Here is a 22,584-nt window from a genome sequence, read left to right on the forward strand (position 1 = left end):
GGTTCAGGCTCTGTGACGCGGTTCCCGCGAGCGAGTTCGGGCTCCGAAACGTGGTTCACGCGAGCGGGTTCGACCTCCGGGACGCGGTTCACGCGAGTGGGTTCGCGATCGGGACGTAACCGGCGTTGCGGTCGGCCGCCCTGGCCCACCGCACGCGCAGGTTCGCCTTGGCGGGCAGCGGCGCCCCGGCCAGCAGGTCGCGCAGCGGGAGCGGCTGCCCGAGCTCGGCGGCCTGGCGGGCGAGCAGGTCGCGGGCGGCCCGCCACAACGCGCGCAGCAGCTCGTCGTCGGGGCCCGCCAGGGTGGCGGCGATCTCGGTGAGGTGGTTGACGAACAGGCAGTAGACGACGCGCGCCCAGCCCCGCGCCGGGTCGTGGGTGAGCGCGGCGGCCACGGCCGGGTGCAGCCCGCCCAGGTCGTGACGGCCCGCGACGAGCTTGACGCCCTCCAGGTCGCGGAAGATCGCCCGGACGGGCCGGCCGGCGGCGTCCAGGCCGACGAGCACGTTCTGCAGGTGGGCTTCCAGGACGACGCCGTGGCGGACGTACAGGTCCACGACCGGCAGCGCGACCGCCGACACGTACGCCGTCCACCAGGCCAGGGGGTCGGCCGGGGCGGCGTCCAGGGCGAGGGCGGCGGCCAGGACCGGGGTGACGCCGGGGTCGCAGACCGTCCACGGGCTCGCCCGGACGATCACGCCCAGGCCCTCGCGCTGCCCGAGCGCCGTGCGGTAGCCGGGCTCGGGCAGCCAGCGGACGGCCGGGTGCCGCGCCGCGACCTCGGCGATCAGCGGGGCCAGCCGGGAGGTGAGCTCGACCGCCCCGGCCAGCTCGTACCAGGCGTTCTTGCGCACGCAGTTCGTGATCCGGACGTCCAGGGAGAACTTCAGGCACACCTCGGCGTCCGGGACGTACACGGTCCGCACCGACGAGGTCGGCACCGCGAGCGGCCCCGGCCCGAGATCGGCCAGCTCGGCGCCGAGAGCCGGACGCAGCAGGGCGAGCTGCCACGGATGGGCGGGCAGCAGCCGGTGCCCGGCGGGCGCCGGGCCGAGCGCGTCCAGGGCCGTCAGGTCGCCCTCCTCGGCCAGCGCGTCGTCGCGTACCGCGAGCAGCCGCAGCGGGAAGGCGGCGTGGGCCTCGGGGGCGTAGCGCAGCCAGTCCGCGCCGTCGCGGGCCTTGGGGGTGGGGTGGAACGGGTGCCCGTGCACGAGCGCCTGCTCCGAGGCCAGCCAGGGGTCGGCGGGCGGCTCGGCCCGCGCCCTGGCCGCCAGGATCGCCGCGATGGCGTCCCTGCTGGCGGCCACCTGCCGGGCGAACTCGCCGTTGGGCTCGACGGAGAGGTGCGCCGCGCCGGCTCCCGGGCCCTGGCGCGCCCGCTCGTCCCGCCGGTCGGCGAGGCCGGCGAGGCCGGCCGGATCGGCGAGGTCGGTCGGGTCGGCCGGATCGGCGAGGTCGGTCAGGTCGGCCGGGTCGGCGAGGGCGGTCAGGTTCAAGGTGGTCAGGTCGGCCTCGGCCAGCCGGACCAGCTCGGCGACCGTCAGCGGCTGCCAGGAGCCGCCCTCCAGGCGTTCCGGAGGCCCGTCGAGGCGCAGCGCGGCTCCACCGTGCGTACGGGCGCGCAGCAGCGTCCCCGCCACCCGCAGCAGCACGTACGGCGGCGCCGGCCAGACCAGCCCCCTCGGCCCGGCCACCTCGCGCACGCAGCACCGCAGCAGGGCCGCCAGCGTCGCCTCCTCGGCCGGCGCCCCGATGGCCAGGACGTCCATTCACGCTCTCCTCAGGTAGTTGGGCCCGGTGATGCCGTAGAACTTGTTCACGTCCCGCGCCCCGGACCGTTCCTTGGCCACGAGCGTCCCGGCGGTGACCATGGACTTGCCGGTGAGCCTGGCCGCGTCGAGCGTCCTGGCGCGCAGGAGCCGGGCCATGGGGTGGTCGCCGTGCTCGTCGAGCGCCTCGGCGAGCGTGCCGCGCACCAGGGCCGCCGCCCGCGCCGGCGGCAGCACGGCGAACGCCACCGCCGCGGCGGCCAGGTGCAGCGTGATCGTGACGAACACGTCGGCCAGCGCGTGCGGGTCGTCGGTGAGCATGCGCCGGTCGGAGAAGGCCGGCACGTCGATCCCGGCCGCCACCAGCCTCGACGGCGAGGCCAGCAGGCCGTCGTTGTCCTTGACCAGCAGCCGCAGGTCGCCGTCCCGCAGGACGAGGGCCAGGTTCTGCTGGTGGGCCTCCAGCGCGACGCCGTACCGGACGAACAGCCGCACGTTCCAGCGCAGCAGCAGGCGCAGGTAGCGGGGCAGCACGTCCGGGCCGAGGCCGTCCAGCACGCCGGGCACCGCCAGCGCCGCGACCGGGACGATCCGGCCCTCCGGCAGCCGCCGGACCATCCACGCCAGGTACTCGTGGCCCGCGTGCGCGTAGGTCTGCTCGTCGGCCAGGAGCACGCCGGGATCGGCGAGCCGGCGCAGCAGCAGCTCGGCCCGCGCGCCGTCGTCCAGGGTGCCCGCCCTGATCGAGCGCCGGTTGCGCACGCCGAGCGTGCTCACCGGCAGCGGCAGCTTGAGGTGCGTGCGCGGCCCCACCTCGACGGTCCGCATGGACAGGGTGGGCCGTACGGTGACCGCCTCCTCCTCCAGCACCCGGACCCCGTCGATCTTCCGCACCTCGCCGACGGCCATCGGGTGCACCGGGAACAGCACGCCCTCGCCCGCCGGTCTCGGCACGTCCGCGGGCAGCTCGGCGGCCGCATGGGGGACGACCGCCCATCGCAGCGCGAACGAGGGCGCGAACTCCGGCGCGTACGCCAGCAGGTCGCGGTCGCAGGCGCCGATCCTGGCCCGCGAGGTGGGGTAGACCGGGTGGTCGGCGAAGGCCGCCAGCGACTCGTACGTCGGCCCGCGCCGCAGCACCTCCTCGGCGTGCGCGTCGTGCAGTTCCAGCGCGGACAGGGCGGTCAGGCACTCGTCGAAGAAGGCCGCCACCCCTTCGGCGTCGGCCGCGTCGGACACCTCCACGAGCGTCTCCAGCACCTGCTCCAGCCCCAGCCGCTCGTCCGGCGCCACCACGAAGTCCTGGAACGGCGACCCGGGGACCATCCGGACCCACCGCCCGTCGGCCAGCAGCAGCCCGGCCCCGGCGCTGGTCCGGTCGAGACGGGCGGCCAGCCCGCCGTAGTCCTCGCGGACCAGCGCGTCCAGCACCCGGGCGGCCAGGTACGCCTCCCGCGACCTCACCCGACCACCCACGGCCGGGCCGCCCGGTACCGCTCGACGGCGGCGTCCACGCGGGCCCGGTCCGGTCCCACGGCCCGGATGACGCCCAGGTAGTCCCGGTTCGTGTGGGTCAGCTCGATGACGTCCCCGGCGGCCCGCAGCGGCCGGTGCCACAGCCGTACGCCGCCGTCCTCGACGTCCTCCTCCGGCGGCCCCTCCTTGACGACGCCCGGCCGGTCGGCGACCACGCTGACCGCGCAGCCGTGCCGGGACGGAAGCGGCGGCTCGGGCGCCGGCTCCCCGAGGTGGACGCGCAGGATCCACTCGAACAGCGGCACGCCCAGCACGTCGGCCAGCAGGAAGTCGCAGTGGTCGCCGATCGCCCGGTAGTTCACCTCGACGATCCGCGGGCCTGCGGGCGTCAGGACGTACTCGGTGTGGCAGGCGCCGAAGCCCACCCCGAGGGCGCGCAGCGCGGCCAGCACGTGGGCGTCGGCGGCGGGCGCCCAGTCGAGCCGCTCCTCCACAAAGTGCGGCAGCGGGCCCAGCGTGGTCGCGAAGCCGCCCAGCACCCGCGTCGCCGAGCCGTCCCCGAGGGTCTCCAGGGTGCGCAGCGGCCCTTCGAGGTACTCCTCCACGACCAGCGTCTCGCCCGGACGCCGCCGCCTGGCCGCGGCCACCGCGCGGGGGAGGTCGTCCTCGACCAGCACGACGTCCTCGCTGGCCACCCCCTCGCGGGGCTTCAGCACCACGGCGCTGGGGAGGCGCTCGGGCACCGGATCGGCGGGCGCGAGCCGCAGGGACCGCACCGTCTCGACGCCGGCCGCGGCGAGCGCGCGGCGCGTCAGGAACTTGTTCTTGGCGGCCAGACAGGCCCGCCAGTCCTTGCCCGGAAGCCCGAAGTACGCCGCCGCGAGGGCGGTCTCCGCCTGGAGGTGGTCGGAGTTGGAGAAGATCGCGTCGGGCCTGCCCAGGTGCTCGACCGCGTCGATCAGGGCGCGCGGGTCGCGCACGTCGCACCGCACCGAGCCGGGGTGCTGCTCCGGCCGGTCGGTCAGGACGGTCACCTCGCACCCGAGGGCCCGCGCCGCGGGCAGGAAGCCGTGCGTCACCGAGTCCGTCGGCTTGAGCGCGGTCAGGTAGAGCCGCAACGCGAAGGCACCCCCGAAGAATCAGGTAAGGCTAACCTAACTCGATGATCTTAGCCCGAGAATGATCGCCGCGGTGCCCGCACACCCTAATCGGCGGCTAACTGCGAGGTCATAGGATGACAAGGAACTTGGGGAGGGGCGGCCAGTGGAAAAGACCGCGGAAGAGCAACTCATAGGCCCACTGCTCCTGGCACGGGGGACCATCGACAGATCGTCGGCGCTGCGTGCCGACGACAGATGGCTGGAGAAGGCGTGGGCCGACCCCGGGACCAGGGTGCTGGTGATCGACAACGGCCACACTCTGGTGCGGCGGGCGGGCGACGAGGTGCACGCGGTGCTCTACACCTCCGCCGAGGCGCCGCCGGGCGAGCGCTACCTGCTCGGCGTCGAGGGCGGCACCGCCTACTTCGCGGTGGCCGCGCCGCTGCCCGGCGCGCCGGTCGCCGACCTCAACGGCCGGGTGACGATGCCGATGAGCCTGAAGGACACCCCCGAGGGCCGTCCGGTGCCGGCGGGCCTGCGCCAGGTGGGCGGGCTGCTCGGCGACCGCGACGCGGGCCTGCTGGTCCACGCGGTGGCGCTGGAGGCCTGGCACGCCACCCACCAGTTCTGCCCCCGTTGCGGCGCCCGTACGGCGGTGCAGGCCGGCGGCCACGTCCGGGTGTGCCCGAACGACTCCAGCCAGCACTTCCCGCGCGTCGACCCCGCGGTCATCATGCTGATCAGGGACGAGGACGACCGCTGCCTGCTGGCCCGCGGCCCCCAGTGGCCCGAGGGGCGCCTGTCGATCCTGGCGGGCTTCGTGGAGCCGGGCGAGTCCCTGGAGTACGCGGTGGTCCGCGAGGTCGCCGAAGAGGTCGGCGTCAACGTCGTCAACCCGCGCTACCTGGGCAGCCAGCCCTGGCCGTTCCCGCGCAGCCTCATGCTCGGCTTCTTCGCCGACGCCACCACGACCGCGCTGACCCCCGACGCCGACGAGATCGCCGAGGCCCGCTGGTTCACCCGCGACGAGCTGGTGGCCGCGCTCCGGACGGGCGAGGTGCGCCTGCCGCCCCCCGTGTCGATAGCCCGCCGCCTGATCGAGACCTGGTACGGCGGCGAGCTCATCGGCGACTGGTGATCAGGCCGCGCCGAGCAGGTCCTTGACCTCACGGGCGGAGGGGTTCGTCCGGACGATCCGGCCGTGGGCGGTCTCGATCACCACGGTCGGAACGGTCTGGTTGCCGTTGTTGACGCTCATGACGAATTCGGCGGCGGCCGGGTCGCGCTCGATGTCGACCTCTTTGAACGTGATGCCTTCGCGCGCGAGCTGAGACTTCAGCCGCTTGCAGGGGCCGCACCAGGTAGTGCTGTAGACCGTGAGCGCCATGTCGGGTTGTCCCTCCAAGGTCAGGAAATCAGGCGCTCGGTGCAACAACGCGGAGGCGCCCGCTTAATCCCTACCCGCCAATCCCTGCCCTGGGCCCTCTAACCGATGCGCTCGGCGATCCAGGCCTGCACCCGCTCGGCCACGCCCGGCTCCCGGTACAGGGGAGCGCTGTGGTTGGTGCCCGGCGCCGTCATGATCGTCATCGGCACGCCCACCTGGCCGAGCATCTGCTTGAGCAGCTGGCTCTGCGACGGCGGCACGAACTCGTCCTCGGAGTGCACCGTGAGCATCGGGGCGTCCTTGGCGCTGGCGTGCCAGGCCACCTCCATGCTCGCCCACACGCGCGAGCACTTGCCCTTGGGCTCGCAGCCGCCGGCCAGCCGGATCGCGGCCTCGCGCAGCTTGCGCTTGTCGTGGTCGGCGCTCTTCTCGCCGTCGGCGTACGCGCGCAGCGGCGAGATGATCGGCGACAGCCCGACCACGCCCTTCAGCCCGGCGATGCCGTTGCCGTACGTGCCGACCGAGGCGGCGATGTGCCCGCCCGCCGAGAAGCCGACCACGACGTACTTGCTCGCGTCGAAGGCCCAGCGGTCGGCGTTCTTGCGGGCCAGGGCGATGGCGGCCAGCGCGTCGGTGCGCTGCGCCGGCCAGGCGGCCTCGCCGGAGAGGCGGTAGTTCAGGTTGAAGACCGTGTACCCGAGGTCGGCGTAGCTACGGGTGATCTCCTTCATGTACTTCTTGTCGCCGCCGGACCACCAGCCGCCGTGGATCAGGAAGACGCCGGGGCGCTTCTGGCCGTCGGGCGTCCACCACACGTCCATGTCCTGGTTGCGCTGGCGGCCGTAGGAAAGGGTCTCCGTGGCCAGCCCGCCGAGGCCGTCGGGGTCTGTGGGATTCGTCACCACGGGGACGGGCGGCTCGGCCGCGAACGCGACGGCTGGTGTGAGCGCCACGGCAGCGAGCACCAGCGCGCCCGCGAAAACCGCTGTTCGCACGGCCTTCCTTTCCCCCATGCGGCATGGTCGGCCCCATTGTGGGGGAAGAGACCATTCCTTTGCATCTCGGTGACTATGAACATACGTCGGGCCGCATGTTGCCAGAATAAAGTGCTTCGGCGCCACTTGCGGGGAGGAAGATCGGGTGAACAGCGTGGATGACGTCCTCAGCGGCCTCGACCCGGAACAGCGGGAGGTCGCCGAGGCGGTGCGCGGCCCGGTGTGCGTGCTCGCCGGCGCCGGCACCGGCAAGACCAGGGCGATCACCCACCGCATCGCCCACGCCGTGCGCAGCGGGGTGGTCGACGCGCCCAGCGTGCTCGCGGTGACGTTCACCACCCGCGCGGCGGGGGAGCTGCGGCAGCGGCTGCGGGCGCTGGGGGCGCCGGGCGTCCAGGCCCGTACGTTCCACGCGGCCGCCCTGCGCCAGCTCACCTACTTCTGGCCGCGGGTGATCGGCGGCGAGGCCCCTTCGGTCATCGAGTCGAAGTTGCCGGTGCTGGTCGAGGCCTGCCGCCAGATCCGGAAAAATCCCGACCGGTCCGAGCTGCGGGACATCGCGGCCGAGGTCGAATGGGCCAAGGTCTCCCAGATCGGCCCCGAGGACTACGTGGCCGCCGCCGCCAAGCACCACCGCACGCCGCCCGGCTCGCCGGAGGAGGTGGCCCGGCTGTACGAGTCGTACGAGCGCATCCGCCGCGAACGCCACCTGGTCGACTTCGAGACCATCCTCGAACTGACCGCCGCCGTGATGACCGAGCACCAGGAGGTCGCGGCCCAGATCCGCCAGCAGTACCGCTACTTCGTCGTGGACGAGTTCCAGGACGTCAACCCGCTCCAGAAGCTCCTGCTCGACACCTGGCTCGGCGGCCGGGACGACATCTGCGTGGTCGGCGACCCCAACCAGACCATCTATTCGTTCACCGGCGCCAGCCCCCGCTACCTCACCAACTTCGCCGTCGAGCACCCGAAGGCCGCGGTCATCAGGCTGGTCCGCGACTACCGTTCCACCCCGCAGGTCGTGAACCTGGCCAACCTGGTCATCGCCAAGTCCAAGACCCCCAACCGCCTCGAACTCATCGCCCAGCGCCCCGACGGCCCCAAACCGGTCTTCTCCGACTACGACGACGAGCCGGCCGAGGCCGCCGGCGTCGCGCGGGCCATCAGGAAGCTGCTGGACAAGGGGGTGCCCTCGCGCGAGATCGCCGTGCTGTTCCGGGTCAACTCCCAGTCGGAGTCCTACGAGGAGGCCCTGTCCAAGGCCGAGATCCCGTACGTGCTGCGCGGGGCGGAGCGGTTCTTCGAGCGTCCCGAGGTGCGGCAGGCGGTCGTGCTGCTGCGCGGCGCCGCGCGGTCGGCCGCGGGCGAGCCGCTCGCCTCGGAGGTGCACCACATCCTGACCGGGGTCGGACTGACCCCCTCCCCGCCCGGCGGCGGCAAGGCCAGGGAGAAGTGGGAGTCGCTGAAGGCCCTGGCCGACCTGGCCGAGGACATGGCCGCCGAGGGCGCCGACCTGCCCGCGTTCGTCGCCGAGCTGGAACGCCGTGCCTCCGAGCAGCACGCGCCGCCGGTGGAGGGCGTCACGCTGGCTTCGCTGCACGCCGCCAAGGGCCTGGAGTGGGACGCGGTCTTCCTGGTCGGCGTCACCGACGGCATGCTGCCGATCATCTACGCCGAGACCCCCGAGCAGATCGAGGAGGAGCGGCGGCTGCTCTACGTCGGCGTCACCCGCGCCCGTGAGCACCTGTCGATCTCCTGGGCGCTGGCCCGCGCGCCCGGCGGGCGCAAGAGCCGCCGTCCCTCCCGCTTCCTCGACGGGCTCACCGGCCGCGCCTCCACACCGCCCCGCGTGACGACCCCGGCGGGCGAACGCCGCACGGTCGCCGCGCCGGTGAGCTGCCGGGTGTGCGCCAAGACGCTGGTGGCCGCGGCCGAGCAGAAGCTCGGCCGGTGCGCGACCTGCCCCGCCGACTACGACGAGGCCCTGCTCGAACGCCTCAAGGTCTGGCGCACGGCCACCGCCAAGGAGGCCAAGATCCCGCCGTACGTCGTCTTCACCGACGTCACGCTCCAGGCCATCGCCGAACGCGCGCCGGCCACCGAGCAGGAGCTGCTGTCGATCGCCGGCATCGGCCGGGTCAAGGTCGACCGCTACGGCGAGGCCGTCCTCGGCCTGTGCCGCGGGTGAGATCCCTCACGTACGGCCGGCCCCCGCGCGCGTGAGTCCCTTCCCCACCGGGCGAAACGACGAGACGGGGGCATTCCGGCAAGGCAGGGCGGGTTTGGGGGAACAGGCGTGGCACGTCAGACTTGTCCATGGAATGTTCGTCTGTGAGGGGGCCCTGTGAACGAGGCGCTGAAGGAGCTGCTCGACCTGCTCGACCTTGAGCAGATCGAGCTGGACATCTTCCGGGGCCGAAGCCCGGAGGAGCGCATCCAGCGCGTCTTCGGCGGCCAGGTGGCCGCGCAGGCCCTCGTGGCGGCCGGCCGCACGGTCCCCAAGGACCGGCACGTCCATTCGCTGCACGCCTACTTCATCAGGCCGGGCGACCCGTCCATCCCCATCGTCTACAACGTCGAGCGCCTGCGTGACGGCCGGTCGTTCACCACCCGCCGGATCGTCGCCGTCCAGCACGGCAAGGCGATCTTCACGATGTCGGCCTCGTTCCACATCTTCGAGGAGGGCGTGGAGCACCAGGCGTCGGTGGCGCCGGTCGTGCCCGCCCCCGAGACGCTGCCGACGTTCCAGGACAGGATGTCGGAGGTGCTGGGCGACCACCCCGAGCTGCGGGAGTGGCTCTCGCGCCCGCGCCCCGTGGACGCCCGCTACGTCTCGCCCCTGACGTGGGAGGCGCACCTGAACCCCGAGCTGCGCAGCGCCCAGACCAACGTGTGGTTCCGCTACGACGCCGACCTGCCCGACGACCCGCTGCTGCACGTCGTGCTGGCCGCCTACGCCTCGGACTTCACGCTCGTGGACACGATCCTGCTGGCCCACGGGATGGCCTGGGGAGCCTCGAACGTGATCGGCGCGTCCCTGGACCACGCGATGTGGTTCCACCGCCCGTTCCGCGCCGACGACTGGCTCCTGTACGCCCAGGAGGCCCCCTGGTCGGCGGGGGCTCGGGGGCTCGCGCGCGGCGAGATGTTCACCGCGTCGGGCGAGCTCGTGGTCTCCGTCGTCCAGGAGGCGATGATCCGCGTGGCGAAGTAGTCGGTTCGCAGCACGTTGTGACACCGTGGTTGTGTCACAAAATCGCAGGTAGAAAATATGTTGCCCCTTCCTGGCTTCCCGGTTTAGGGTCATGGACAAGCGAGTCGGACACTCCTGTTTCCGACGATCTGATGAGAGTGGAGGTGAGCCCCGGTGATGAGCATCCAGATGTCGGCCACGCAGTGGCTCGCCTCCGCGTGCCGTGACTCGGTGAGGCTCGCCGATGGGCCGGCCAAGCTGCGGCAGGAGAAGTCTGCCCGTATCCAGGCCCCCGCCGTCCGTGCGAGGGCTCACGCGGGTGTCGCCGCTCCGCAAGGCGTTCCTGTCTATGGCGCAGGTATCGCTGCCCCGACCAACCAGCTCACCAAGGGTGGACTGTGCGGTCCGCAACCCTGGAGGGATGCTCCGGTCATAACCTGACCGGCACATAGCAGCCCCCAGGCCGCGGATCCGCACACAGGATCCGCGGCCTCTTTGTTTTTCCGCGATCCCCGACCACCTCCGAGGTGCCCGACCAAGATCAAAAAGCTCGATCAAAAGGAGAAGCAGATGGGGGCCAAGACGATCATGGACCTGATCGACGAAGCCAAGATCCCCTGTCGTACCGACCCTGACCTGTGGTTCGCAGAGTCACCCGAGGACGTCGAGTTCGCCAAGGCTCTCTGCAGCGGCTGCCCGATCCAGCAGGCCTGCCTGGCCCGCGCGCTGGAGCGCGAGGAGCCCTGGGGAGTCTGGGGCGGCGAACTGATCCTCAGGGGAACGGTTGTTCCCCGCAAGCGTCCGCGCGGGCGTCCCCGCAAGCACCCGGTCGCTGCCTGACCATCCACCCGCCCTACGAACGAGAGAGAACAAGAACACCGATGAGCACTTCTTCCACCAGGAGCCTGGCCGTGCCGTATCTGTTTCATGACTTGGTCAACGACCGAATACAAACTCTCCACCGCGAAGCGGAGGAGCAGCGTCTCATCCTGCGCGTAAGCCGCGTACAGCGGGCGCGACGCGAGGTCAAGCGGGCCAACGACCGCTTGCGGAAGGCGCTGAGCCGGCAGGTGTGATCAAGGAGGTCCTGCCGCCGGCGCAGGATCTCCTGATCCCCACCTGCATCTGAAGAGCCGGGCGCACCCAGCGCCCGGCTCTCCCCATGCCCGCACCTCCGCGTTCTGTCGGACGAGCTGCGGGATCTGTGCGTTCAGCGGGCTGAGCTGCGGGTTGTCTGCGTTCTGTGGGGTGAGTCGCGGAACTTCTGCGGTCGTCCAGGGGCTGCGGGACTTTTGCGCTCCGTCCGGCGTAGTTGCGGGATGTCTGTTCTTAGCGTGGTGAGCTGTCGAGTCCTCTGCGTTCCGTGGAGTGGGCGCGGGATTTCTCCGCTTGGCCAGGTGAGCTGCGGGACCTTCGTGCTCCGTCCGGCGAGCTGCGGGACGTCTGGGCACAGCGCGATGTGCTGCGGGGCGGCGACCTTTGCGCTCTGTCGAATGAGCTGTGGTCCGGTCGCCTGCGATGCACGGCGCAGCCTGCGATGCACGGCGCAGCCTGCGTTGCAGGGTGCCGCCTGAATTGAGAGCCTTGGCCGTCTGTCTCCTTCCCTGATTCACCATCTGAGCCTGATTCACCAATCCGGACCTTGGATGGCCTTCTTGTGCGACCGGGAACCTCGCTTCCACCCATTGGTCCTCGGCGCCTCGGCTCTTTCCGGCATATCGGACTCGCCTCCGCGAAGGCTCGTGAGGGCGGAGAGTGCGTTGTGAGCTGGGTGGCCGGCGGTCCCGGCCGACCTCGGGCCGACGTACGATGGCGCATGTGACCAGCAGACCCGCCGAAGCGCAGCACCTGCGTGACCTCGCCCTGCTGCGCCGCGTCCGCGACCGCATCGACCGCGACTACGCCCAGCCGCTCGACGTCGAGGCGCTGGCCCGCGGTGTGAACATGTCAGCCGGCCACCTCAGCCGCGAGTTCCGCCGCGCGTACGGCGAAGCCCCGTACGGCTACCTGATGACCCGCCGCATCGAACGCGCGATGGCGCTCCTGCGCCGCGGCGACATGAGCGTCACCGAGGTCTGCTTCGCGGTCGGCTGTTCCTCACTGGGCAGCTTCAGCACTCGCTTCACCGAATTGGTCGGCGTGCCGCCGAGCGTCTACCGTCGTCGTGCGGCGAGCGCGACCGCGGGGATGCCGTCGTGCGTGGCGAAACAGGTGACCAGACCCATCAGGAACCGAGAGACCGCGCTTACCTGACCCCAATTAGCGTGACTTCCATGGACATCACCATCCACTCCAGCTTCCTCCCGCACACCGACCCGGAAGCCTCCCTCGCCTTCTACCGTGACGCCCTGGGCTTCGAGGTACGCAACGACGTCGGCTACAAGGGGATGCGCTGGCTCACGGTGGGCCCCGCCGGCCAGCCGGACACCTCCATCGTCCTGCAACCACCGGTCGCGAACGGCTACGGCATCACCGACGACGAACGCCGCACCATCACCGAAATGATGGCCAAGGGCACCTACGCCGGCGTGAACCTGGCCACCACCGACCTCGACGCCACCTTCGAACGCCTGAAGGCCAGCGGCGCCGAAATCGTCCAGGAGCCGATGGACCAGCCGTACGGCGTCCGCGACTGCGCCGTCCGCGACCCCTCCGGCAACCTGATCCGCATCCAAGAACGCCACCCCTGACCCACCCCGGCACCATCCCCCCGGACGCGCCCGCCAAGGTCGCCCCCTGCCTCACATCCAGGAACGTCGTCGCTGGTCCGTGCTCAGCGCCATTGCCCTGGACATGTTCTTTGAAGGCGTCCTCTGCCCCGCATCCAGGAACGTCATCCCCAAGCCGTGAGCCCGGGCAGTGGGGAGCGCGGAGCCAGGAGCCCAAGCCCGGAGCCCGGACCCCAAGCCCCGAGCCCGGAGCGGGGAGCCCGGAACCGGAAGGCGGAAGCTTGGGCCACCGTGAGTCGGGCGCGCGGAGCCGGGAGCCCATAGCCCATGGCTCAAAGCCCGGAACCGGCCCCGAGCCGGGAGCAGGGGGCCCGGAACCGGAAGCCGGAAGCTTGGCCCGTCCTGAGTAGGGAGCGCGGAAGCCAGGAGCCCATAGCCCATGGCTCAAGCTCAAGCTCAAGCGAAGGGGCCGGAGCTCGGAACCGACAGCCAGGTGGAGGGGGAGGGCGACGGTCGAGGAAGACCGATAACCACCTTTACGGTGACACGCTTTGTCGGCTGCCTAGGAAGGCGAGGATGAGGCCCATGTTCCTCACCCTTTCCTCGCCATCCCGCTGCGCGGCCTGAGCGCATCTGCAGCGAATGCTGCGATCACCCTCACTTCAGGGGAGCCAGCCGCGCCCCGCCCAAGCAGCCGTACATCTCCCAAGCCGGTCGTGCCTGTCCATAACTCAAGGCGCCGCCTCCGCCCACGAAGGGCAAGCGTCGCCTGATCAGCCGATCGCCAGTGCCTCGCCGTTCGGGTCGTCGGCGAAGCCCGGAACCCAGCGGATCACCTCGTCACGGAAGCGCGCCGTGGTGCCGAGCTGGCAGAGGACCCCGACGCCGGCCGCATGCACCCGATGGATGAGCACGTACGACGGCGGCAGGTTGAGCTGGCGAACCACGTTCGTCGGGCGGAGATCCGTGACGCTGGCCGCCTGGGCCTGCAACCACTCGCGGCTGAAGGTGAACTCCTCCACGGCCGTCGGCTCCACGTACGGCGCCAGGAAAGCACGCAGCGCATCAGGGTCGATGTCGATGTCCTGACGGATGAACCCCTCGTCACGCAGACCCGTCATCACGGTGTCCATGTCGCCCTGGTTGAAGATGCGTGTGAGCTGCCCGAAGACCTTCGGATAGCCGTCGGGCAGGCGGTTGACCGCTCCGAAGTCGAGGACGCCGAGCTTGCCGTTGGCCAGCACGCGGAAGTTGCCCGGATGGGGATCGGCGTGCAGCATGCCGACCCGGGCAGGCGAGCAGAACAGGAACCGGACGAACAGCAGCCCCGCGTGATCGCGCTCCTCCTTGCTGCCCTCGGTGATCACTCGCGACAGGGGAGTGCCGTCCATCCACTCGCTGACCAGCACCATCTCGTTGGCCGCCACCACATCAGGGACGTGGAAGTCGGGATCGCCGTTGAACTCCAGCGCGAAGGCGTGCTGTGCCTCGGCCTCGCGGAGGTAGTCGAGCTCCTCGGCGATCCGCTCGCGCAGCTCGGCCAGCAGCGCCTTCATGTCGAGCCCGGGCAGCAGCGCTCCGAACATCTTTCCCAGCCGGGCCAGCTGCGTGAAGTCGCCCAGCAGCGCCTTGCCCGCCCCCGGGTACTGGATCTTGACGGCCACCTCCCGCCCGTCGTTCCAGACGGCCTTGTGCACCTGGCCGATCGAGGCGGCGGCCGTGGGCCGGTCGTCGAACGAGAGGAAGTGCTTGCGCCAATCGTCCCCAAGCTGCTCGGCGAGCACCTTGTGGACGGTGGCGACCGGCAACGGAGGAGCGGCGTCCTGGAGTTTCGTCAAGGTCGCCCGGTAGGGGCCGACGATCTCCGGCGGAAGCGCCGCCTCGAAGATCGACAGTGCCTGCCCGAGCTTCATAGCCCCGCCCTTGAGCTCGCCGAGCACCTTGAAGATCTGCTCGGCGGTGCGCTGCTGAACCTCCTGGGCCACGATTTCTGCTGATTTGCCGCCGATGCGCTTGCCGAGGCCGAGGGCGGCCCGCCCGGCGAACCCGAGCGGAAGGGTGGCCAACTTGGCTGAGCGGGTGACTGCCCGGCGCGGAAGATCGCTCACACTCATGCGCGGAACCTCGCCCGAGATGCCGCTTCCCCCCTTCGTGGTCGTCCCCTGAGCACGTCAGTCGCTGGTAGGTGACACGTCCATTGTTAGCGAATATGGATTGTTTCGCATACAACGACATTGCGGATGACCACTCCACGACCGTCTTTTCCAGCACCAATCAGGCATTACGTCCATTGTGCCGTTCGTCACAGAGGTCGCCCGGCCTTCGAGGTGAGCAAGCGCCTGGCCGGTCGCCGCGGCAGCGACGAGCGTGGCGAGGGTCGCGTCGCAGGCGATCTCGCCGGGCGGATAGCCGCCCAGCCTGGCAGTGACGATGGGCCAGGCCGGATCGTGGTCGCGGCGGGTCAGGTCGAGACAGTGGAGGCACGTCGTCTCACCGGGAAACACCAGCGGGCCGACGGACCCGTGCCCCTCGAAGGCCGACGCCAGCAGATGCGGGATGCCGAAGTCGGCCAGCTCGTTGACCAGCACCCCGCCCAGAGGCCCCACGGGCGCGAGGATGGCGAGGTCGGGACGCGCCGTGCCGTCCCCCAGATGCGGAGCTCCGGCCAGCACGTTGGACGACGGAACAGCGCCCTGGCACACCTCAGCCGGAGGGGACGGCACAGCGGGAGAGACCCGCCCAGCGGCGGTGCCGGACGGCGTGACGCCCGGCCGCCTGGGTCGTGCGGTCGTGCCGCCGGGCGGAACGGCCGGCGCGTTCTTCGGCGGGGGAGCGAGCAGCCGCCGGGCGACCGCCGCCGCGCCCTCCTCCCGGGACAGCCCCACCTCGGCCCATGTCAGCCCACCCGGCGTGATGTCCCCAGGCCGGACCGGCCCGGGATCGATCACCCGGATGTCGCCGACTCCGCCGGCCGCGAGCAGAGCGACGATCTGCGCCCCCACGCGCCCGGCCCCGTAGACCCTGACCTTCGCCTCCCGCCGGCGTCGCAGCAGCTCGACGCCGCCCTCGGGGGTGTTGGAGGCCAGGTCGAGCGCGTCGAGGTCGGGTTTCAGCCGATCCCGCTCGGCCAGGGAGAGCTCCCGCAACGGCTCGGGGAACGGGCCGGCGTCGTGCAGGGCGCCACGCGTGGCGAGATAGTCGAGCAGGGCCTGGGCGCACGGCTCGTCGAGGCCGGCCGCCGCCGCGTCGCGCATCACCCGGCGCAGGTCGCGGGTGCCGTCGAGCCCCTCGACCCACTGACGCACCGATCTCGTCAGGCCGGTCAGCGTGATGGCCCGGAGGGGATGCACGCCGTACTGCAGGGTGTGCTCGTCGCGGAGGATTCGCCGGAGGGCCGGCTTCACACGTGGCCTCATGGCCGGAAGGCTCGCACGTCCGACCAAGATCCCGAGCCGGTTCCGCGCCGCCTGTGGACAACCTCCGAGGACGACGCCCACCCTGTGGACAACGTCCCCCGCAAGCGCACCCGAGGTAGCCCAGGGACCGCATCCGCGCCCCGCGGAGCGTTACGCTTCGCCGCATGAGCGAGATCTTGGTCGACCGCACAGACGACGGAGTAGCCGTCCTCACCCTCAACCGCCCGGAACTCCGCAACGCCATGACCGACACCATGACGGCCGAATGGCGCGAGACCATGACCACCCTGGCCGCCGACCGCGACCTGCGCTGCGTCGTCGTCACCGGAGCGGGCAGCGCGTTCTCCTCGGGCGGTGACCTGTCATGGATCGGCGAGCGCGGCGCCGAGGCCGTGCCGCCGCTGCGCGACCGCATGCTCGCCTTCTACCGCACCTGGTTGATGATCGCCGACCTGGAGGTGCCCACCGTCGCCGCGGTCAACGGCCCCGCCGTCGGCGCGGGCCTGTGCGTGGCCCTGGCCTGCGATCTCGTCTACGCCGCCGACGACGCCAAACTGCTGGCCCCCTTCACCCGGCTCGGGCTGCACCCGGGCATGGCCGCCACCTACCTGCTGCCCAGAAGAGCCGGTACGGCACTGGCCCGCGAGATGCTCCTGACCGGCCGTCTCCTTACGGGTACGGAAGCGGCAGATAAAGGCTTGGTAAATCAATCTTTCCCGAAGAATGACCTTCTCTCCGAGGTTTCGGTCATCGCCAAGAAGATCGCAGAGATGGCTCCAGTCGCCACCCGCCTCACAAAGGTCGCCCTGAACCAAGAGCATCAAGACCTGGAAGCCGCTCTGAGGTGGGAATCCTTGGCCCAGCCCGTCACCATGGCATCATCCGACCTGCTGGAGGGCCTGGCGGCGCATCGGGAAAGGCGCATGCCCAAATTCACCGGCTCTTAATCATCTGACCAGCGAAAACAACGTCCACCCTCTGTGGAATTTCGCCAGTCTCGGCTAACGTGCTTATGTGCCCCCCGAGACAGTCGAGGTCCGTCGCAGTTCTCGTCGCCGGCGTACGGTCTCCGCCTACCGCGACGGCGACAAGACGATCGTGCTCCTGCCCGCCTGGCTGAGCGGCGAAGACGCGGATGAATGGGTGAGCCGGATGCTCGACCGGCTGGCCGCCAAGGAAGAACGACGAAGGCCGACCGACGAGGCCCTGCTCGAACGGGCCAGGGAGCTGTCGGTGAAGTACCTCGACGGCCGGCCCGACCCCGTGAGCGTTCGATGGGTCGACAACCAGCAGCATCGCTGGGGCTCCTGCACCCCGGAGAACGGCACCATCAGGATCTCGACCCGGCTCAAGGGCCTGCCCGAGTGGGTCATCAACTACGTCATCATCCACGAGCTCGCGCACCTGATCGTGCCGAGCCATGGCCCGGGGTTCTGGGCGCTGGTAGAACAGTATCCGAAGGCGGAGCGGGCGCGCGGGTTCCTCGAAGGATTCTCTGCGGCGGCCCACACGGCACCGGAGGAGTGTTGACGCGCATCGTCGCCGTCCTGGTACGCGGCCGCATGGCCGAAGCGGCGCCCCCCGGCGTCGATCCACGGCAGTTCCTGACGGCCGTGGCCGAGGACACCTACGAGATGGTCGCCGGCCTGGAGTTCGTCACCCCGGTCCTGATCACGGCCGTCCCCGGCCTCGACGACATCGTCTGGCCCGGCACGGAGATCGTCGCCATCGACGAGGACGAGCCGCTGCGAACCGTCCTCGGCCGCCTGTCCGGCGATCAGGCCGCGGTGATCAACGCCGACGCGCCCGACCTGCCCTCGCTGCTGGTCGGCAAGTTGTTCAGGGAGCTGGGCCGGGCCGAGATCACGATCTGTCCCGCGGCGGACGGCGGCGCGGCGGCGCTGGCCTGCTCGCTGCCGCTGCCGGCCTGGGCCGACCCCGACCTCGACGATCCCGACGTCGTCGCCGTCCTCCGGGAGCAGGCACCGGGCCCGCGCAGGGTCGCCACCATCTCCGGATGGCACCGCCTGCGCACGCTCGACGACGTCGAACGCCTCGACCCGGGTCTCGAAGGCTGGGACAACACCCGCGCCCTGATCGCCGGCCGCTGACCCCGCGTCAGGGCACGGTGAGCTCGGCCAGCACGGCCCGATGGTCGGTGCCCGGCACGTCGCGCACGCTGACCTCCCTGACGCCCACCCGCTCGTCCACCAGCACGTGGTCGATGGTGATGATCGGCGGTACCCGCTTGTTGGCCGGCCACGTGGGGATCAGCCCCGCGCCGACCTGGTCGGCCGCGTCTTTGTACCCCCTGGCCAGCAGCCTGCGCAACGAGGCGTGGTCGAGTGAGGCGTTGAAGTCGCCGGCGAGGATCCGCACGGTTTCGCCGCCGGCGGAGGGAAGGCTCGACAGCGCCTCGTTCCAGTTGACCACGTTGGGGCCGAGCGGCGGGTAGGGATGGACGTCGACGAACTCGACCGGCTTGCCGCCCGGCAGCGCCACCATGGCGGCGGGCATCTTGTGCCCGACCGGGGGCACCACGTCGTCGAGCGGCTGGAGCGGGTGCCTGGAGTAGAGGCCGCTTCCGCCGGCGTCCCATTCGTCCTCAAGCACGCGGTGGGGCATGAGGTCCTTCAGACCGGCCGCGTCCATGTCGGCCACCGCGCCGGGGGTCAGCTCCTGGGTGCTCAGCACGTCGGGACGGAACTCGCGCACCAGGTTCACGATCACCTGCGCGTCGGCCCTGCCGAACAGCATGTTGATGGTCATGACCTTGAACGGCCTGCCGGTCGTGGCCTCGGCCGTGCCCAGCGCGCGCGGCAGGACGCTGAACCCGAGCGCGGTCGTGGTGAGCAGCGCGACGGCCGTCGCGGCCCGCCTGCGCCCGACCGCCGCGATCAGGAGAGGGACCAGGGACCCGGCCGCCGCGTACGGCGTCGCCGTCATCAGCTGCGTGGGCAGCGACCCGCGTTCCAGCCCGGCCACCCTGGCCACGGCCCAGGCCGCGAAGGGCGTCACGGCCAGCCAGGTCAGGACGTTGCCGGGCAGCTTCCGCGGCTTGCGGGCAGGCGTCACGATCGTGCCGCCAACGGCAGAAGTCTCCACGCGGCCCCCCTTGGAACGATGCGAAGGACTCTAGCCCAGCGAACGCGAGCGCGAGCTGAGCGCGGCGCGTCCGCGTGCGGCCAGCCGGCGCGTGGCCTCGTCGGACAGCTCGGGAATCTCGTCGACGGGGAACCAGCGCAGGTCGAGCGACTCGTCGCTCATGACGGCCTCGGCGCCGGGAGGGGCCACGGCCGCGTACTCGACGTCGAGGTGCCAGCTGCGCGGCGGATGGCACCAGACCTCGTGCTTGTCCACGGCCAGCGGGCCGGGCAGCAGCTCAAGTCCGGAGATTCCCGACTCCTCGGTGGCCTCGCGCAGCGCCACCGCCTCCAGCGTGGCGTCGAAGTCCTCGCAGTGGCCGCCCATGGGCAGCCACTGCCCGGCCTTCGGATGCAGCGTGAGCAGCACCCGGGCGCCGTCGTGGCTGAGCACGGCGGTGGTGGCCGTCAGGTGACCGGGTGCGCACGCGCGCCACATGGCGTCGTCGTACGTCCGCAGATGGCCGAGGAACTCGGCGCGCAGCGCCTCCTCCTCGGGGGTCGGCGCGGTCCAGGAGGACAGCACCGCCACCGCGTCGTCGTGCAGGGTCACCGGCCGCCGTCCTGGTCGCCGTCCTGCTCGCCGTTCTCGTCGCCGGGCTTGGCCTCCAGCTGGGAGATGTCCCAGGCGGCCTCACCGCGTACGAACGCGTCGGGGTCGTCGAGATCCTCGGCCGTCGGCATGAGGTCGGGGTGGCCCCACAGGGCGTCGCGCCCGTCGACGCCGCGCTCGGTCTCCAGCGCCCGCCACAGCGCCGCGGCCTCGCGAAGCCGCCGGGGCCGCAGCTCCAGCCCGACCAGGGTGCCGAACGTCAGCTCCGCGGGCCCGCCGGTCGCCCGGCGCCTGCGTACGGTCTCGGCCAGCGCGACCGCCGAGGGCAGCTTGCCGTCGGCGGCCCGGTCGACCACCGTGGCCACCCACCCCTCGACCAGGGCGAGCATCGTCTCCAGCCGGGCCAGGGCGGCCTTCTGCCGCTCGGTCTCCTCGGGCTTGAGCAGCGCGCCGCCGCTCAGCGCCTCCTGGATCGCCTCGGGGTTGTTGATGTCGAGCCCGCGGATCTGCTCCTCCAGCGCGGAGGTGTCCACGGTGATGCCCCTGGCGTATTCCTCGACGGCCCCGAGCAGGTGCGAGCGCAGCCACGGGACGTGCTGGAACAGCCGGTGGTGCGCGGCCTCGCGCAGCGCCAGATAGAGCCGGATCTCGTCGGCGGGGATCTCAAGGCCCTCGCTGAAGGACGCGATGCCGCCGGGCAGCAGCGCCGCGGTGCCGGACAGCGGCAGGCCGATGTCGGTCGTGCCGATGACCTCGCGCGCCAGCGAGCCGAGCGCCTGGCCGATCTGCTGACCGACCATCATGCCGCCCATCTGCTTCAGCATGCCCATGAGCGGCCCGGCCATCTGCTGGGCCTCGGGCGGCAGCCCGGAGCCGCCGAGCGCGCCGCCCATGGTCTCGACCATGCGTTCGGCAACGGGTTCGCAAAGCTTGCGCCAGACCGGGACCGTGTTCTCGATCCACTCCGACCGGCTCCAAGCCTGCGGGTTGGACACGCCGCTCGGCAGCGTCGTCGCCTCGTTCAGCCACAGGTCGGCCAGGCTCAGCGCCTCGACGATCTGGCGGCGCTCGCCTTCCATGACGCTCGGATCGCCCTGGGCGACCACGGCGTGTCGTGCGATGTTCTTGGCCATGTCCCAGTTGACAGGGCCTGAACCCTGGGGCGCCGACAGCATGTCGGCGAACTGGCGCATCGCCTGAGCCATTTGCTCAGGGTTGCCGAACATGGCGAACGGGTTCTCGTTAGGGTCGTTTTCGCGACCTGGCAGGTCAGTCACCGCTCTACCTCGTGCAGGATGGAGGAGTCCACATCCGCCACGTTAGTCGTCCTACGGCGGATCAGTGCAAAGTGAGGACCTGGTGCCTACCTCGAAACGCCCGCGTCAACCCGTTGTCGCCGTCACCGGCGCGGCCTCCGGCATCGGCCGCGAGTTGCTCGTGAGGCTCGCATCCTCCGCGGATTTCCGCAGAGTGGTGGCCATCGACGAGGAGCGCGGCGACGTTCAGGAAGCCACGTGGAGAGTGATCGACGTACGGGATCCGCTCTTGGCGAACCGGATCTCCGACATCGACGTCCTGGTCCATCTGGCCGGTGACTACGCCGTCGACTCCGAGCCGGGGGAGCGGCGCGCTTACAACCTCAGAGCCGCGCAGACGGTGCTCACCGCCTGCGCCGCCGCCCGCGTGCGGCGGGTGATCCTGGTCACCAGCGCCATGGTGTACGGCGCCGCGCCCGACAACGAGGTCCCCCTGCCGGAGGACTCCCCGGTGGCCGCCGAGCCCGACACCGGCGTCGTGGGCGACTACCTGGAGATCGAGTCGCTGGTCCGCCGGTCGCTGCGCAGCCACCCCGGCCTCGACGTCACGGTGCTGCGCCCGGCGGCGGTCGTCGGTCCGGGCGTCGACACGGTCATCACCCGGCACTTCGAGTCGCCGAGGCTGCTCACGGTCAAGGGCTGCAACCCCAACTGGCAGTTCTGCCACATCGACGACCTCGTCTCGGCGCTGGAGCTGGCCGCCAAGGGGGCGGTCACCGGCGTGGTGGCCGTGGGCTCCGACGGCTGGCTGGAGCAGGAGCAGGTCGAGGAGCTGTCCGGAATCCGGCGGTTCGAGCTGCCGGCCGGGCTCACGTTCGGCACCGCACAGCGCCTGCACCGGCTCGGCATCACCCCGGCCCCCGCCACCGACCTGCACTATGTCGTCTATCCGTGGGTCGTCGACTGCTCGGCGCTGCGCGAGGCGGGCTGGAAGCCGACGTGGACCAACGAGGCCGCCTTCCGGCAGCTCCTCGAACTCCGCGAGAACAGGACCACCGTGGTCGGCAGGCGGCTGCCGGTCAAGGAGGCCACGCTCACCGCGGCCGGCGCGACGGTGGCCGTCATCGGCACCGCGGCGATCGTCCGGCAGGTCCGCAAAAAGCGTCGCCAGTAGGAACGTGAGGTTAGGCTCTTTCCGTGGACGTCATCCGGTTGCTCGGCATTCGTGACACCCCGTTGTCCGTGGACGAGGTGCTGGCCGCGGTGGGAGACCACGCGGCGGGCGGCACCGCGATCTTCATCGGCACCGTGCGCGAACAGGACCACGGCAAACCCGTGACCCGGCTCTCCTACTCCGCCCACCCCTCGGCCCCCGACGAGCTGCGCAGGGTCGCCGAGAAGGTCGCGGCCGACTTCCCCGTCACCGCGATGGCCGCCGTCCACCGGGTCGGCGACCTGGGGCTCGGCGACACGGCGGTGATCGTCGCCGTGGCCGCGCCACACCGCGACGAGGCGTTCAAGGCCTCCCGCAGGCTCATCGACGACCTCAAGGCCGAGGTCCCCATCTGGAAACACCAGGTGTTCGCCGATGGCGAGACCGAGTGGGTCGGCGCCTGCGAATAAGCTCA

The 22,584-nt window shown here is 71.2% G+C and carries 22 protein-coding genes; 12 read left to right on the top strand and 10 right to left on the bottom strand.

The annotated features are described in order from the left end of the window. Positions 1 to 88: 88 nt before the first annotated feature. Genes ACIBST_RS32080 through ACIBST_RS32090 form a run of 3 tightly spaced genes read right to left on the bottom strand, consistent with a single transcriptional unit; the run spans position 89 to position 4,362 of the window. Positions 89 to 1,768 carry an IucA/IucC family protein gene (locus ACIBST_RS32080; RefSeq protein ID WP_397177107.1) on the bottom strand — a complete coding sequence of 560 codons (1,680 nt, stop codon included), beginning with the start codon at positions 1,766 to 1,768 and terminating at the stop codon, positions 89 to 91. Beyond that, positions 1,769 to 3,232 (bottom strand): IucA/IucC family protein, encoded by a 1,464-nt coding sequence (locus ACIBST_RS32085; RefSeq protein WP_397177109.1) that lies wholly within the window; start codon positions 3,230 to 3,232, stop codon positions 1,769 to 1,771. Further along, positions 3,229 to 4,362 carry a siderophore biosynthesis protein gene (locus ACIBST_RS32090; RefSeq protein WP_397177111.1) on the bottom strand — a complete coding sequence of 378 codons (1,134 nt, stop codon included), beginning with the start codon at positions 4,360 to 4,362 and terminating at the stop codon, positions 3,229 to 3,231. The genes ACIBST_RS32085 and ACIBST_RS32090 overlap by 4 nt, the downstream gene beginning before the upstream one ends. A gap of 145 nt (positions 4,363 to 4,507) precedes the next feature. On the opposite strand from ACIBST_RS32090, the gene nudC reads away from it, so the two are divergent. Further along, positions 4,508 to 5,482, top strand: coding sequence for an NAD(+) diphosphatase (gene nudC, locus ACIBST_RS32095; protein WP_397177112.1), 975 nt, complete (start codon positions 4,508 to 4,510; stop codon positions 5,480 to 5,482). Here nudC and ACIBST_RS32100 read toward each other — a convergent pair whose 3' ends face one another. Both ACIBST_RS32100 and ACIBST_RS32105 read right to left on the bottom strand, forming a co-directional pair. Further along, a complete protein-coding gene (locus ACIBST_RS32100) occupies positions 5,483 to 5,731 on the bottom strand; it encodes a mycoredoxin (RefSeq protein WP_397177114.1) in 249 nt (82 codons plus the stop codon). A 98-nt stretch (positions 5,732 to 5,829) separates the two neighbouring features. Next, positions 5,830 to 6,726: an alpha/beta hydrolase gene (locus ACIBST_RS32105; protein WP_397177116.1), complete on the bottom strand. Its 897-nt coding sequence runs from the start codon at positions 6,724 to 6,726 to the stop codon at positions 5,830 to 5,832. Positions 6,727 to 6,880: 154 nt separating this feature from the next. On the opposite strand from ACIBST_RS32105, the gene ACIBST_RS32110 reads away from it, so the two are divergent. The 6 genes from ACIBST_RS32110 (at position 6,881) to ACIBST_RS32135 (ending at position 12,609) form a co-directional block, all read left to right on the top strand. Then, positions 6,881 to 8,914 carry an ATP-dependent DNA helicase UvrD2 gene (locus ACIBST_RS32110; protein ID WP_397177154.1) on the top strand — a complete coding sequence of 678 codons (2,034 nt, stop codon included), beginning with the start codon at positions 6,881 to 6,883 and terminating at the stop codon, positions 8,912 to 8,914. Positions 8,915 to 9,070: 156 nt separating this feature from the next. Next, complete coding sequence (locus ACIBST_RS32115) at positions 9,071 to 9,940, top strand: acyl-CoA thioesterase II (protein WP_352352821.1); 870 nt, start codon at positions 9,071 to 9,073, stop codon at positions 9,938 to 9,940. Between the two features lie 549 nt (positions 9,941 to 10,489). Then, positions 10,490 to 10,759: a WhiB family transcriptional regulator gene (locus tag ACIBST_RS32120; protein WP_352319337.1), complete on the top strand. Its 270-nt coding sequence runs from the start codon at positions 10,490 to 10,492 to the stop codon at positions 10,757 to 10,759. A gap of 41 nt (positions 10,760 to 10,800) precedes the next feature. Next, positions 10,801 to 10,995: a hypothetical protein gene (locus tag ACIBST_RS32125; RefSeq protein ID WP_352319311.1), complete on the top strand. Its 195-nt coding sequence runs from the start codon at positions 10,801 to 10,803 to the stop codon at positions 10,993 to 10,995. A gap of 733 nt (positions 10,996 to 11,728) precedes the next feature. Then, a complete protein-coding gene (locus ACIBST_RS32130; protein ID WP_357987330.1) occupies positions 11,729 to 12,172 on the top strand; it encodes a helix-turn-helix transcriptional regulator in 444 nt (147 codons plus the stop codon). Between the two features lie 20 nt (positions 12,173 to 12,192). After that, complete coding sequence (locus tag ACIBST_RS32135) at positions 12,193 to 12,609, top strand: VOC family protein (protein ID WP_352352819.1); 417 nt, start codon at positions 12,193 to 12,195, stop codon at positions 12,607 to 12,609. 752 nt (positions 12,610 to 13,361) lie between these two features. Here the strand turns inward: ACIBST_RS32135 and ACIBST_RS32140 are convergent. Beyond that, a complete protein-coding gene (locus tag ACIBST_RS32140; protein WP_397177156.1) occupies positions 13,362 to 14,696 on the bottom strand; it encodes an ABC1 kinase family protein in 1,335 nt (444 codons plus the stop codon). 63 nt (positions 14,697 to 14,759) lie between these two features. Next, positions 14,760 to 16,004 carry a ThiF family adenylyltransferase gene (locus ACIBST_RS32145; protein ID WP_397177118.1) on the bottom strand — a complete coding sequence of 415 codons (1,245 nt, stop codon included), beginning with the start codon at positions 16,002 to 16,004 and terminating at the stop codon, positions 14,760 to 14,762. 164 nt (positions 16,005 to 16,168) lie between these two features. Between ACIBST_RS32145 and ACIBST_RS32150 the strand changes: the two genes are divergently transcribed. The 3 genes from ACIBST_RS32150 to ACIBST_RS32160 all read left to right on the top strand — a co-directional run bounded on the left by ACIBST_RS32150 (position 16,169) and on the right by ACIBST_RS32160 (position 18,115). Further along, a complete protein-coding gene (locus ACIBST_RS32150) occupies positions 16,169 to 16,951 on the top strand; it encodes an enoyl-CoA hydratase/isomerase family protein (RefSeq protein WP_397177119.1) in 783 nt (260 codons plus the stop codon). A 67-nt stretch (positions 16,952 to 17,018) separates the two neighbouring features. After that, on the top strand, positions 17,019 to 17,534 hold the full coding sequence (locus tag ACIBST_RS32155) for a M48 family metallopeptidase (RefSeq protein WP_352319320.1): 516 nt from the start codon (positions 17,019 to 17,021) through the stop codon (positions 17,532 to 17,534). After that, on the top strand, positions 17,531 to 18,115 hold the full coding sequence (locus ACIBST_RS32160; RefSeq protein WP_397177121.1) for a hypothetical protein: 585 nt from the start codon (positions 17,531 to 17,533) through the stop codon (positions 18,113 to 18,115). Before ACIBST_RS32155 ends, ACIBST_RS32160 begins: the two co-directional genes overlap by 4 nt. 7 nt (positions 18,116 to 18,122) lie before the next feature. On the opposite strand, the gene ACIBST_RS32165 is transcribed toward ACIBST_RS32160, so the two are convergent. Genes ACIBST_RS32165 through ACIBST_RS32175 form a run of 3 tightly spaced genes read right to left on the bottom strand, consistent with a single transcriptional unit; the run spans position 18,123 to position 20,926 of the window. Continuing rightward, positions 18,123 to 19,109 carry an endonuclease/exonuclease/phosphatase family protein gene (locus tag ACIBST_RS32165; protein ID WP_397177122.1) on the bottom strand — a complete coding sequence of 329 codons (987 nt, stop codon included), beginning with the start codon at positions 19,107 to 19,109 and terminating at the stop codon, positions 18,123 to 18,125. 30 nt (positions 19,110 to 19,139) lie between these two features. Beyond that, the gene (locus ACIBST_RS32170; protein WP_358294320.1) at positions 19,140 to 19,700 is read right to left on the bottom strand and encodes an NUDIX domain-containing protein; all 561 of its coding nucleotides are present in this window, start codon (positions 19,698 to 19,700) and stop codon (positions 19,140 to 19,142) included. Then, positions 19,697 to 20,926 carry a zinc-dependent metalloprotease gene (locus ACIBST_RS32175; protein WP_397177124.1) on the bottom strand — a complete coding sequence of 410 codons (1,230 nt, stop codon included), beginning with the start codon at positions 20,924 to 20,926 and terminating at the stop codon, positions 19,697 to 19,699. Before ACIBST_RS32175 ends, ACIBST_RS32170 begins: the two co-directional genes overlap by 4 nt. Before the next feature lie 130 nt (positions 20,927 to 21,056). On the opposite strand from ACIBST_RS32175, the gene ACIBST_RS32180 reads away from it, so the two are divergent. After that, complete coding sequence (locus ACIBST_RS32180; protein ID WP_397177157.1) at positions 21,057 to 22,130, top strand: NAD-dependent epimerase/dehydratase family protein; 1,074 nt, start codon at positions 21,057 to 21,059, stop codon at positions 22,128 to 22,130. Between the two features lie 23 nt (positions 22,131 to 22,153). Further along, positions 22,154 to 22,579, top strand: a complete 426-nt coding sequence (locus tag ACIBST_RS32185; RefSeq protein WP_358294316.1) for a molybdenum cofactor biosynthesis protein MoaE — start codon at positions 22,154 to 22,156, stop codon at positions 22,577 to 22,579. The last annotated feature ends 5 nt before the right edge of the window (positions 22,580 to 22,584 follow it).

This window comes from Nonomuraea sp. NPDC049684, assembly GCF_044465345.1.
Classification (GTDB): domain Bacteria; phylum Actinomycetota; class Actinomycetes; order Streptosporangiales; family Streptosporangiaceae; genus Nonomuraea.

Bases quoted from the DNA above. Each gene is read 5' to 3' on its own strand.
- ACIBST_RS32135 (WP_352352819.1), top strand. From the start codon at position 12,193: ATGGACATCACCATCCACTCCAGCTTCCTCCCGCACACCGACCCGGAA.
- ACIBST_RS32145 (WP_397177118.1), bottom strand. From the start codon at position 16,004: ATGAGGCCACGTGTGAAGCCGGCCCTCCGGCGAATCCTCCGCGACGAG.
- ACIBST_RS32130 (WP_357987330.1), top strand. From the start codon at position 11,729: ATGGCGCATGTGACCAGCAGACCCGCCGAAGCGCAGCACCTGCGTGAC.
- ACIBST_RS32100 (WP_397177114.1), bottom strand. From the start codon at position 5,731: ATGGCGCTCACGGTCTACAGCACTACCTGGTGCGGCCCCTGCAAGCGG.
- ACIBST_RS32175 (WP_397177124.1), bottom strand. From the start codon at position 20,926: ATGTTCGGCAACCCTGAGCAAATGGCTCAGGCGATGCGCCAGTTCGCC.
- ACIBST_RS32125 (WP_352319311.1), top strand. From the start codon at position 10,801: ATGAGCACTTCTTCCACCAGGAGCCTGGCCGTGCCGTATCTGTTTCAT.
- ACIBST_RS32120 (WP_352319337.1), top strand. From the start codon at position 10,490: ATGGGGGCCAAGACGATCATGGACCTGATCGACGAAGCCAAGATCCCC.
- ACIBST_RS32150 (WP_397177119.1), top strand. From the start codon at position 16,169: ATGAGCGAGATCTTGGTCGACCGCACAGACGACGGAGTAGCCGTCCTC.
- ACIBST_RS32080 (WP_397177107.1), bottom strand. From the start codon at position 1,768: ATGGACGTCCTGGCCATCGGGGCGCCGGCCGAGGAGGCGACGCTGGCG.